The 13,795-nt window shown below is 36.3% G+C and carries 6 protein-coding genes; all 6 read left to right on the top strand.

The window, feature by feature from the left end; genetic code table 11:
• Window position 1: 1 nt before the first annotated feature.
• Window positions 2-5,161 carry a fibronectin type III domain-containing protein gene (locus ABMA70_RS06465; protein ID WP_392990894.1) on the top strand — a complete coding sequence of 1,720 codons (5,160 nt, stop codon included), beginning with the start codon at window positions 2-4 and terminating at the stop codon, window positions 5,159-5,161.
• A 10-nt stretch (window positions 5,162-5,171) separates the two neighbouring features.
• Window positions 5,172-10,163, top strand: a complete 4,992-nt coding sequence (locus ABMA70_RS06460) for a fibronectin type III domain-containing protein (RefSeq protein ID WP_392990896.1) — start codon at window positions 5,172-5,174, stop codon at window positions 10,161-10,163.
• A 162-nt stretch (window positions 10,164-10,325) separates the two neighbouring features.
• Entirely contained in the window at window positions 10,326-11,750 is a 1,425-nt protein-coding gene (locus ABMA70_RS06455) for a hypothetical protein (protein ID WP_393022151.1), read from the top strand.
• 11 nt (window positions 11,751-11,761) lie between these two features.
• Window positions 11,762-12,304, top strand: a complete 543-nt coding sequence (locus ABMA70_RS06450) for a hypothetical protein (RefSeq protein ID WP_392990901.1) — start codon at window positions 11,762-11,764, stop codon at window positions 12,302-12,304.
• Window positions 12,291-13,184, top strand: a complete 894-nt coding sequence (locus ABMA70_RS06445) for a hypothetical protein (RefSeq protein WP_392990903.1) — start codon at window positions 12,291-12,293, stop codon at window positions 13,182-13,184. Before ABMA70_RS06450 ends, ABMA70_RS06445 begins: the two co-directional genes overlap by 14 nt.
• A gap of 22 nt (window positions 13,185-13,206) precedes the next feature.
• Complete coding sequence (locus ABMA70_RS06440; RefSeq protein ID WP_393022148.1) at window positions 13,207-13,794, top strand: hypothetical protein; 588 nt, start codon at window positions 13,207-13,209, stop codon at window positions 13,792-13,794.
• Window position 13,795: the final 1 nt, after the last annotated feature.

Raw genomic sequence — 13,795 nt, 5'->3', positions numbered from 1 at the left:
TATGAAATTTCTATCTATTGTACTAAGTTTATTATTACTTGCTGGTTGTGTTGGAAAAGTAGAAGACGCTAATCTTGAAAAAGCAAGAAACGCTGAAAGTGGTAGGCAGACATTTCAATTTGCCGGTATTTCAAAAGTCATACCAATTTCAAATGATAAGATTGAAGTTTATTTCTTTCCTGCGACTGGACCTGCTTCTGAGTTAACTTACCTTATTAAAGTTAACGATGCGACGATTCCTATTGAAGTTAAAGCCGACTCTTTATCAGTTAATGATGAAGGGATGTATCGTTTCACTGTAAGAAACTTAAATGTAAACACTGAATATACATTTTCTGTTGGTGTAAGAGACGGAAGTACTGGAAGTCAGAGTGAGAACGATGCAACATTAAGTGCTAAAACATTTTCAAATTTTACTGCGGACTTCGCTGGTATTTCGAGTGTTGAGCCATTGGTAGGTGCTGCTGGCCAAAATACTGTTCTTGTAAAATGGGTACCAGCTGTGACTCTAGGGTCAACTTATAATCCTATGCCTAACGATCCAATCGCTTATGAGGTTTCATACATCGCTGCTGATGATGGAACAATTTCGGACTTATTTAATAATACACATCCTGCAATTCAAAGAGATCTAAAGCCTGGTGAAGTAACGGCTTCAACAGGTGGAACAACTGAAAGAGAAAGACAAGTTACTGGGTTAATGCCTGGCAAGCAGTATTATTTCAGAGTTAGATCTATTCATAAGAGTTACGGTATTTATCAAGATACACAAGGTTATCGTTTTGAAGAAAATAATAAAATTATTTCTGTTACTACTTTAGGTTCAGGAGGGCTTTTTGACTGGGATACCCTATCTCTAAGAGCAACAACACCAGACAAGAATCTAGGTCTAACTTCAATTGATTTAACTTGGGCCCCTGCAGTAGGGCCATTTGAAAATTATAGAATTTATAATTATAAACTTGGTGAAGCCGAGGAAGACGTTGATCTTGTAAGAGCAAGAATTCCTGAAGAAATTGATGCTTCAATTATTGATCCTCTTAACTTGGCCGGTGATTATAGAACAGCTAATGCAGAAGAATTTTCAAAAAGGATAGGGAGTTTAGAAGAGTATGATTACTACCTAACTTTTGCGATCGCTTGTCGAACTCTAACATGTGGTGATGGTGAAAGAATAATTGGAAAACCTGTTTTCTACCGTGCAATTCCAAAGCTTGCTTCTTTTTCTGGAATTTTAGGGATTCAGAGTCCACAAGATATTAACAACCTTAATCAAATTACAATTAATTTTGATCCACCTGTTATTGAAACAGGGTTTCTAAATGGATTTGATATTTACTGTTATGAGGGTGAAGGTGATGCTAGTCCAACGCTTTTGAATTTTAATGTTGCAAATGCAAGTGGTAAGGCATCGTGTGATGGACTTATCAGATTAGATGATAACCCAGGAGACTATGCAGGATTTGGTGCATATACAAGTGTACGTATTCAAGGAAACTTTTTTGGGGCCGGGGATACTGTTGCTGATAAAGAATATTGTTTTGCGGCCGTTCCTAGTGTTACAGGAAATAACTTTTCACTTAATGATGTTGATAACGCGATCGTAAAGTGTATTACTCCAATTGTTAAGGTTCCTACTGTGGAACAATTTCCTGGTGTAATTAATGCATGTAACACTGGTGCCGATTACATTACAGTAAGCTGGGATGCTCCTACTGGTGGTATCTATGACAAGTATGCTGTTTTCTATAAAGAAAAAGATGGGAAAGTATTTAAGTATACAGATGCTCTAGCAAATGACCCTGCCTATACTAGAGTTGATAATATTGTTGCGACAACTTATACATATACAATTCCATCTCTTGTTCCAGGTAAGATTTATCAATTTGGTGTTCTTCCTTATATTGACGGAGCATCTCCGATTTATGCAGATATCAATACTGGATTAGGTGAGTGTAAGATTGAAGTACCTAAGCCAAGATTTGAAGAGTGGGTTGATATTTTTGCCATTGGTCCAAAAGCAAATGGAATGGTTACTCCAACGGGACCTGATCGTAAAAAAGACTATATTTTAGAAACATTAAATGATAGTGGACAACCAATTGAAGTAGAAGTAGATCCTGCTACACTAGCTCCTACAAGTGGTTTTGAAGATCAGTTTGGTATTGCAAATGGTAGTACTCAATTTAGTGGTGCTTATGGATCTAAAGATGGAGTGACAACAAACTCACTACATCAATACTCGAACTCTGGTATCATTCGTATCGCTTGGAAGGATGTAACGTTTACAAGTGGAACACTTTCGATGCAAACTTTCATAGATGCCTATGAAACTGGTTTACAAAAGAAAGATCATAAAATTGGATATCGTGTTTATCGCTCTGATGATAATAAAATCACTTGGAAAGATATCACAAGTGGTGACTTTGATTACCAAACTCTGACGAATAAAGGTTTACTTCACCCAGTTGATTACACAGAAAGAAGTCGTACTAATGAGGTACTTGAAACATATCGTGCCGTGATGTTTACAGACTATTCTGTAAAGCATATTCAAGCGGGTGATGACTTTAATCACGCTCGTGTTTACTACTATAAAGTCGTTCCAGTTTTTAGAGGAGTTGAGCTCGAGTATGAAAGAGAGACAACTAACCCTCAGCATATTATTAAGGTTGTCCTTCCTCCTGAAAATATGGCCCTTGTTCACCGTTTTATGGCAAACCGTCAGCAATGTCGTGAACTTGGAAAGGTTCATTCAAGAGATATTAGCCAGAAATATACTTGTTCTTGGAATGGGGTTGGGGCCAGAGGTCTAACATCTCCATGGATTAAAGGTTCAACAGTTTATGATTTTGGTCCAAGTATGCTAATTGACCGTTTTGAGCTAGGTTGTAATTTTACGAGAGGGGATTACGCATATGAAAGAAGTAATTTCTCTGGAACAATTCCTAATTTTACAGGTTCTAATGATCTAGGTTCTGGTTTTGTGGGGTGCTTTAACGGAAATTCTCCGGGGTACACTTCTGGTGTTAATCACCCAAATACTGGCGAGTCTTATACAGATCGTAGTCAACTTCGTGTAGGTGATTGCTTTGGTGAAGATACTGCTTCAATTGCAATTACAAGTACTACATGTAGCGATCCGGATACTGCTGACCGTAGGGATTTTGTTGCGCCAGGAATTTCTGGTGATTTTACTGATTGTACTGATCCGGCCAATATTGCGACAAACTTCTTTAATCCTTATGGCGGAAATGGAAGTTATGCTTCTTATAATGTGCAAAGTGAGTTTGCGGCAGTTTACTACTCTCGTAATGCTGTAAAGACTTATGAAGATCGTATTAGCCATGGTTACTACAGAGGAGCTGGTGGTGCCGCCCTTGCTGATGGTAACAACCTTAGAAATAAGAACTTTCTTGGGCCATCACGTTGTATGATTAATATTCCAGTTTCGGATTCAACTGATGGGGATAAACTTAAGCCGAGATGGCTTGCTGTTAATAATCTTTCAACACTTGCTCATGGGGTAGATGATGTCGACATTCTTGATATGTCGATGAATGATATTCTTACTAATAATAAGTTATTTGATTCAGGAATTAATGCAACTCCTAGTCCTGCTTATACAAATGTTGATACATCACCACGCTATCGTGGAAATACAAAATTATCTCGTGTTTTCTCTTCTAATGATTCGAAGCTTCCTCCATTAACGGGGCTTAGTCAGACTCAGGCCAATCGTGTTTGTAATTCATATGAAGTAAAGATTGGAACATATGATGATGACGCAGAAGAATTTAAGCAAATTGGCCCGGTAAGAGAAAAGAGGCTTATGCGTCGTGGAGAAGGGATTACGGCAAGTCGTTATCCTAAAGACTTTGATGAAGCAGCTGTAGCTGAAGTTGAGACAGGAACAAGAAATGATGCTCCTGTAACAAGTGGTGTGAATTTTCAAAATTCATGTAACGTCTATGATAGAGATGTTATCAGTGGAGCAGCGACAAATCAGCAAAGGTCAGGTGATCGCCTAATGATCAATATGCCAAGTAGTTATCAGGGAACAGTGACGACTCCACGTCGTGTACCATTTATTACTGGCTCAAGTTTCTACGATAATGGTGGGACACAATTTACGACTCAAGCTTGTACATCTCGATTTGGAGTACAAGATATTATTGGAAATAAGGCGGAAATTTCATCAGAGCAAATCTTTTGTGGTTTTGATAGTGAAAAGCTAATGCTGGGAGCAGGACTTGCTTCAAACTCAGTTGAGGCACCAAATGGTGCTTTCTATTTAAATACTTTAATCTCTTGGGTTATGTCTGATACAGATACTGGGCGTTGTTCTTTTGTTGAACCAGGTGGAGCAAGAGGTGGTAACTACCTTGTAAATGGTGCTTTTACACCTATCTTTGACCTCTTTGGAAATGTAAATACTGGAGTTGCTGAATCTGTAAACTCATTGGATCCAGGAAGTGTTAGTTATTATAGAAATGGTGACGGGTTCTTCTTAGACTTTGGGCAAGATAACTTTGCTCCTAAACTTTCAATTAATGACACCTTGGCCATTAAGTGGGATCAGGATGTTATTAATCGTGCACAAGATATCTCAACAGACCCACGTCGTGGCCGCTACTTTAATCCAATTCTAGGCTTACCACTAGAGTGTCAAGGAAGTTTATGTTCAGAAAGTTTGGATAATATGTCGATTTCTCTTGAAACTTTTGTAACGGACTTTAGTCTTGATCCATCGTCAATGGATATACCAAATTTTCCAGTTGGCGATAGTCAGATTTTTTCTGATGGGATGTCTGAAATTACAGTTAATCGTAATCGTTATATTTCTCCTGCAAGTAGAGAGTATTTCTATGACTTTATTGAGTCTGTTGACCCTGCAATGGATACATATGCCACATATTCAAGTACACACGGTGGAGCGCTAAAGTCATCTCTTGATAATGATGGAACGGCGGTTGACTATGTTAGATGGAGTCTTTCGCGTACAACTCCTATCTATATGCTGAATTTTGGAGAATCGAACACTAAGAGCAGTGGTCGTTATTCAGCAAAGTTTAATGCTAGAAACGAATATGATCAGATGAGAAGTGAGTATGCAGCAGTAAGGTGTGTTGTGCGCATCGAAGATGAGTCTTATCAATAAGGTAGAATAAATGAAGAAGTACGTTTGGTTGATCTTATTCTTTATAACAATTATCTCGTGTACTCCGGTGGAGAAGGCAGATGAGACAGCTGAAATTTTAAATGATGGTGTTGACGGTACGGTTGAATTTTCAGTCGTGGGAGATCTTGATAGAGGAGAGTTCCTACTTGGCGGACTTGGTGACGAAATTCTTATAAGAGTTAAGAATAATACTGGTTATAACTTAAGTGATGCTCAATTGCTTATTGATCAAACTTCATCTGCTGGTGTTAAATTCTTTCCTGACGAAGCAGGGGAATCAGAAAGTCCAGGCTTTGGTGGAGATTGTGGTCTCGTTATTGCTTCTAAAGCAACTTGTTATTATAAGCTAAGATATGAAGCTCGTACTTCAGGTATTCACACGCAAGATCTTCAATTTAACTACAAAACTCTAATCGATAATTTTTCGAAGTCAACTCAGTTAAAGTTCTTAACAGGAACTCCAGCATCATTAGTCTTTGAAGAGGAGACGATTAATTATTCATTCGGTGTTGTTGAAAGAACAGAGCCAAAAGTATTCTCCCAAAGACTTGTTGTCGTAAACACGGGAGAATTAAGGGCCCGTAATATCACAATGACAAAGCTTGATAACACGACTTCAAATGCGATCAGTATTGTTTCAAATACATGTGGAACTGTACTCTTACAAAATGAAACTTGTGAACTTCTTGTTGAATTTGAGGCAAAGAATTATGGTGTTGGTGCACCTGATGGCAATGTTGATGTTGATTACAATTCAAATATTAGATTTGACTATGGCCGTGACCCTGAGGGTGGTGTTAATGCCCTTAACGTTTACTTTGATGCTAAGTCAATTCGAATTGAAGGTGATATTCAAATCGGTGGTCTTCCAAACTTAAGTTTTGATGATCTTGTTGTAGGGAATATCGATACTCAAACATTAAAAGTATCAAATAAGGGATATAAAGAAGCGATTGTTCTAAGTGTTGACGTAAGAAATGCTGCAAATACGCTCGTTGCACGTTGTTTAAGAGACGAAAGTACTGGTGGCGATAATCTCGTATGTCGCGATCCTTCAGGAGACTTAACGAGTAGTGCAAGTGATCTTCCACTGACAACAATTCCTTTTAAATTCTTCGATTCGAGTAAGTGTTTTATTGATGTAAATGATTTTAACTATATTCGTGGTGAAGATGGCCGAATTACAAATACAGCATTAAAGCAAGTTGCTGGTAGAACGATTGCTGATCCAGGTGGGTCTTGTTTCTTTAATGTTACTTTTCATCCTAGTGTGCAGTTTGAAGCTGATGGTAATTTTAATAACTACCGCTTTAATGTTCGCTATGATTCAACATGGAAAGATAATATCGTTATTAAAAATGACTTAGATGCTGACGAAAATAATTATATTGTTGAGGATGCTAATTACTTAGCTGCGGCTAAATTAAGCTTTAATGTAATTGAGTATAAGAATACAACATATACTAATACAGATACCGCTGATAACGATCTATTTGATTATGACTTAGGTCGAATCTCTCTAATTGCAAATTCAAATTATAAAGAAAGACTTAGAATCAGAGTGAATAATAGTGGATCAACTTCTGGTGAGGTAGTAAGTATTACAGACGGTGCTCAACCTACTGCTAATGTTATTACAGAAACAAGTTATAATATTAATAACTATTACCAAAACGTGAAAAACTCTGGGTGTGACTACCTAAATCCATATAATGGGCAATGTGATATCTTATTTGATCTAAATCCAATTGTATCAACAAACCCAGATAGTACAGCGGCTGAGAATGAAGAAAACTCAGCAATGTACGATGTACTAGAAGCTTATCCAAATCGTTACAAAATTTTCAGAATCAAATACAAAGATGGGACAACTTATAATGATGATATGTCTCCTCGCACTGATCGTGAAATTGAAATGAAGATGCGTGGCCTTCTCGTTAGAAAGGGATTCCTCTCTTATTCTGATTTTACAATGACAGAGGGGATTACAACTCCTCCTGTTACAGCTAATGAAACACGTTACTTCCATTTAAAATTAGAAAATGTTGGTACAGGTGGTATTACATACATTAATTTGAACACTCCTCTAGTTTTTCCAGGGACTTTCTTTTGGGCCCCTGATGCAAGTACACCTTTATTTGGAGGTGAAATTGTTAATAACCCAAGCTCTGCACTTGTGGCAGGTGTTGATAAGGATTGCTATGACGTTATGGACTTTGGTGGCGCGATGGGGCCAGTATCAACTTCACCAGGGACAAATGCACCTTCACTTCTTGCTCCTGGAGAGGTTTGTAGTTTAACTATTGAATTGGAAAAGCTATCAAATGATAAAAGAGAAGATAGCTATTACAATACGAACGACCGCAGGTGGCAACGTCACTTTTCTGCGCCTTTAAATGGATCACATGCGCTAAGAGAATATAGTAGTGGAATGATGGTTCAAGATTTCTTCAATTTTGGGTATTTCGATGGAGATGGGATTGCGGATGCCGGTACTGGATACACTCCTGAATTAGATGGGCACGGTGGATACTATATGACTCAAGATTATCCTGTTGCTATAAACTCAAGAAGATCAGCAGCACTTGTACCAGAAGGGGCGCAACCGATGATTAGTGCGGTTTTATGGCGTCAACAAGTAAATATCCCTTCTCATTCTCCTTTGGCCGGAGAATGGGGACAAAGTTTTGGAAGTTACACAATTCCAGCTATGTATCGAGATCTTGCAAAAGGTACTGCTGTAGAGCCTATTACTTATGCACCTACAAAGTCTGTTAATAGAATTGCTCCGTATCGTGATACAACTTATGACTATGTTTATTATGCAGGAACTTTTTATGCTGGAGATACAGTAACATTACCATTTCAACTTTATAATGCTGGAGAAAAACAAGCTTCTTCATTATCTCAAATGTTAAATGGTGACAGTGAATTCTCTGTTACGTCAATGCCTGGGAATGTTGGACAAGCATCTTTGGCAAATATTGAACTAGGATTTGCTCCTACTGTACAAGGAACATTTCAGACTGAATTAGAAATTCAATATAGAGATGGATCTCAAACTCTTACTAATCGTGATACTTATGCTTACACAAATAATATTAAGTCTCTACGTATTCTAGTTGTTGCAGAAGCAGTAGCTGCAAATACAGGAAGACTTTCTATGAAGTCTCAAAAGTATACTGTTGAATATGATGAGCTGACTAATTCACATACTGAAACCCTAGATGTCACTGAAACAACTCATAACCTTGAAATGAATGGCTATGATGTTGCAACAACCGTAGGGGTGGAAGCCGTTAGAGGTTCAAATGTTTATGCAAAAACTCGTCTCGTTTTCACAAACGAAGGAACTACGACAGTTAATAATGTGAAATTTAACTTAAAGACATCTCTTCTTGGGGCCATCCATGATAATAATGGTGCAGGTGTGGGATATTCTCTTGAGTCAGTAAATTGTGGAGCAACCTTAGCTCCTGGAGCATCTTGTTTTGCAGATGTTAAGCATAAGGCCAGTATTGCTGAGTTACCTTTGACTACTCGCTACGGTATTCTCTCTTATGATATTGGTACAGATCAGTACTATGCAGAATCGTTTAGAATTCAATTTACTGCAGTTGATCCGGCCAAAGTTGCGGCAGGGAATTTAATTACAAATAATATTAGTGACGGATCAGGTGGAACAATTCCTAATGCTTACTTTATTGATATTGGAACTTATGCGAATCCTGCGCACCCGATTCTTTCTTCTTATCCAAGTGGATCACTGATTAAGAATATTAATCTTAATAATCCAAGTGATGAGAAAGCAAGTTTCTTGAAAGAGTATAGAGAGTATGTTGGTAATCAAAGTGCGACAATTCCTGCAGGTGACTTTCATACAGTCTATAACCAAGGCTTCATTCAGGTTGAGTTAAATCGACCTTGTTTCTTTGGTGATGATGAAGGGGGAGGTCTTCCAGAGGAAGAGTGGGGTTTCAATGTCAATACGACTAGTACTTGTACGATGAGAGTAACATTCACGTTCGATGAAACATACCTTGGTGAATACGTCGATGAAAGTCAAAACTATGCTATTTTAAAATACTACGATAGTAAGAGGGCATCAGTTTCGACTTTGCCGATTTATGTAAAAGGATTCATTGAACCAAACCGTTCAAATGCAATGACAAATGAAATTTTTAATGTTGAAACAGATGATACAGGAAGAGTTTATTTAGAATGGGTTGATTTTTCACCAATCAATAATGACTGGGGACCAATTATCTCTTATCGCGTTTACTATAGTGAGTTTGAAAGTAGTTTAAATGATTTATATAACTCAACTGGTTTAACTTTTGTTGAAACTGCAGGTGTTACACCGAATGTTGAAATCACAGGGCTGCTACAAAATAGATTTTATTATTTAAGGGTTGTTGCTGTTAGAGAAACTTCATCAGGTAAACAATATCTTTCTATGCCAAATGGATTTACGACGAAAGAAGTAGTCATACCTAACGAGACTGCAATTTATGATTACTCGAGAAGATTAATTATAGATAAATTTGCTCTTCCTGAAGGATCTGGTTCTCCTACTTTTATTACAAAATCAGAGGCCATTGAAAATTGTGAGGGATCAACTCGCACAATTAGAAAAGAGGGTGGTAACAGAACTAGAGCAAAAGAGCTTATTGACTTAAATGACTATTACTTAATTAATGCTGACGATACTAATAGTGATTATCCTTTCTTTGCATTCCCACACTGGTTGGCCGACGCACCAGAGGATATTGCACCATTATTTCCTGGCTTTAGTTGTGATTTAACAAATATGCACAATGAAGCTGATAGCATTATGTTTATTAAGAGCTGTGATAATTGTACTTGTAATAGTTTGTCTAAGATTGTTGGTGGAGAAGACTTTCCACTAGATACAATTATTTATGCTTATGATGACTTTAGTGGTGCAGCTAGATGTCGTGTTTCTCAAGATGATTTTTAAAAAAAGAGGGAAGTATTATCCACAATGAATTAGTTGGGTAATACAAACCCTCTTTTTAGTTTAATTCTTAACAAAATCTTCATAAAAAACTCAATAAAATCAGATGGTTTAAGAGAATTTTGCCCTGTATTAATTGATATTTTATTAATTTAGAATATATAGGTGATGAACTCGTTTTACATTTATATTCTAACATTTCTCTTATCATCTCTTTCATTCGCAAAGGATGGAAACGCTGTAACAGCCGATGTTAAGGCAGCTTCAGTGACGACTGTTCAAGATGAAGAGATTACTCCTTACATGATGATTCGAGTTGTTCAGGCAAAGGGAATAGAAAGGCAAGACCTTTCACTTATTCGTAAGTCAGCAATGGAAATCGTTCTAGGAACATCTTCATTTGAAATTTTAATGGGGGATAGTGCTGAGGCCATCTATCAAAATACATTCTCTCTAGATATTTCAACGAAAAGAGAACGTGAAAACTCTTATGTTTTAAATTTTAAAATTCAAGATATCCAAAATGGAAAGATTGTTACAGAAGTTTCAAAGAATAACGTTCCAAGAAAGAGATTTCACTTAGAAGTAAGAAAACTATTGTATGAACTATTCTACGGAGATGGGTCTTCAAGCTTACGTCCTTCAAAAGAAACTCCAGAGAAGAAGAAAATAAAGAAGAAATTAAATTCTGATATAGTTTCTGCAATTAACTCACAAAGAAATTCACAAGTTGTAAATGCTAATGCCGTTAGTATTTTTTCAGTTGAAGAGTCTGCAGCTGTTGAAGAAATTATTGTTGGTGCCGATGTAAAGAAGCTAAAAAACAAAAAAATAGAGAAAAAGAAAAAGAAAAAAGAAGATAAGGTTAAAATTAGTGAGTTTAAATCACCAGATCTAGACTTAAGAATGAATGTAAAACCAGAAAAAGTAGAACCTTCTACTCTTACTCTTATACCAGATAGCTTTTATGCGATTGGATATCTTAAAGAGACAACTTTAGCATCTAACACTCTAAGTACAAATGAAACAGTAGATACAAGAACAAATCTTACGAGTATTAATTTAACATATCTAAGTAATTACAAAGTAGAAGAGTGGCAAGAATACTTTTCTATTGGTGGTGCTTTTTCAAATATTCTTAGTGAAAATCCTTATGGGATATCTCCTCGTATGTCTGTTTTTGGAGCATATAACAAACTTCTTATTGGAGATTCTTTCTTTGCTTCAGTTGATGCTGAATATGAGCGTATTAGTTTTGCCAATATTAAAGATAGAGGGGCCGGGGTTTCTGGTTTTGCCAATAATGTCTTTTGGTTTGGATTTGGATTTAAGTACATTAGCGAGCATTTCTCCAAAAAAACTGTTATCGAAGGTTTTTATAAAAAGGCATTAATTGGATCTTCTGATTTAAGTACAAATGGAGACTCTGCACCACTTGATGGTGATAAATATGTTCTCGATTTTTCAGTTAATTTATATAAGAAATTTGGTCTTGGTGGATATGTTGAAATTGTAAATCTTGCATCTGCAGCATCATCGGCATTCGATACATCTCATCAAATATTTGGCGTAAGGCTAGTTTATAATTAGGAATAATGATTATGGATTTTAAGGAAAAAATTGAAAGCCTATTTTCTAATGCATCTCTAGAAGTGAGACCAACGCATGAGGAAACACTAATTTATTTTGGTGATAACCAAAGGCAACAAGTTAAAGATTTTTCAATTTTTAGTAAGTCGTTTAGAGATCAATGTGTAAAGGCTCTTAAGATTAAAAATGTGGAAGTTAAAATTCTACAAAATAGTTTAGAGAAAGAACTGATTAATGCTTATCTCGTTCAAAAGTTACTAATCGAAGAAATGAAGCTACTAAAGAGAGTTATTGGTGATATTGGAGCCGTAAAGCTTTACGTAACGCCAAGTTTTATGACTATACAACTTTGTAATATTGGTAATGTTCGTACTACTGTGGCGAATATGCAAAGGGATATCTTTGGCCGTCGTGGATTCTCTAATCTAGTTGCAATTAGACTTACACGAAGTGGGAAGAAAACTAATCTAGTTTTAAAAGTAAAATATAAGAATATTGATGAAAAAGATTTTCTACAGTTTAGAAATCGCGAGGTAATGAATGAAGTTCTTTGATGTGGCAGACAATACAAATCATAAGGTTGATTTAGAAAAAACAGCTAAGAAGACTAAGGTTTTTAAAAATCTTCCAGGTATTGCTTTAGTAGTTATTGATGAAAATGACCAAGTTATCAAAGTGAATTCTGAATTTAGAAAGATGTTTAATAACGTTAATCTAAAAGGTGGAAATTGGGACGCTTTCTTCAAAAAAACTTTTCGCAAAGAGAAGGGATTAGCAGATACAAGTAACCTTTTTAAGAACTGTAATGATATTTTAAATGACTATATCATCCATACATCAATGGATCAGTCGACTGGTTATCGTTATGGTTGGATCTATAAGATTCCTGTTGATGTAATGAATAAGATCTCACTTAAAAGAACAGCTCTAATGGAGTCAAAGAAGCTTGATGCTTATAATTTTATTGAAGATGAAGTGTTTGGAAAAAGATTAAACTGGATTAACAATAATCTAACACTTAATGATTTTCAATATGCGGATGATTGTCTTCTGTATGCAAATACAAATGAAGCAAAAATGCTTTTAAAAGATTTTGTTGAGCTACTTTATGGGGTGCTTAATCTAAAAACTGAAGATACAAAATGTTCGGTTGAGTTTAGTCGTGGGAAGAATGGACTTCAGTTAACTGGTGTTTTTACAAATTTCAATTTCTCAGACGGTGACTTTCAAGCAAATGTAAGTTGGCATGGTCGAAAGATGAGATTAAACGATATTTGCAAGGTGATGGAATCTCGTCTTCCTGATCTTTATACATCAATTTATGTGAAAAACTTTAGAGCTGATCATCAATCAAAACTCAAAATCACATTAAATGTAAACGATATCGATGGTGTTCGATGGCATGTTTCAAAAGGAACAGTGAGTGACATTTAAGAAACTATTGATACTTACTCTCTTGAGTACAAGTATCTTTGCAAATGAAAAGTTCTTTAATTCTGCAAGTATATCACTGGGAATGATGAACTATTCGGTAACACCAAATGAGAGTACTTTACAGAATACTGACGGTAGTTCAACTGGTGGGGAAAGTGCAGATGCTGCTGCAGCTGCTGTTTCTGCAATTTCTATTCAAGTGAATTGGGAATTTAAGTCAGAATTAAAAAAGAGTTACTACATTAGTGGAGTTCTTCCAATGATGTCGGCGGAAGGAACAGGTGTTTACTCAACGACGATTGGAATGAACTGGTACTTTGGTGATATTGGAACTAAGTACACTTATACAAGTAATGGACAGAATCTAACGATTACACCGACTAGTAAGTACTATTGGGGTGCTTTTGTTGGTCCTGGTTATGTTATTTACAATACCGAATCTGCTAAATACTCAGATATTTTCTTTGATTTGGGAGTTAACCTTGGTGGCGGATGGCGCTGGGGGAAGAATAGAACAATTAAAGCTGAAGCGGCAGTTAGTCGTGCAACTGGAATTAAAACAACTGGAATTAAAATGGGGGTATTTGTAGGTATTAGCCAATATCTATAAA

The organism is Halobacteriovorax sp. XZX-3 (genome assembly GCF_043196495.1).
Lineage (GTDB): Bacteria > Bdellovibrionota > Bacteriovoracia > Bacteriovoracales > Bacteriovoracaceae > Halobacteriovorax_A.
This window is presented reverse-complemented; position numbering and strand designations above follow the sequence as displayed.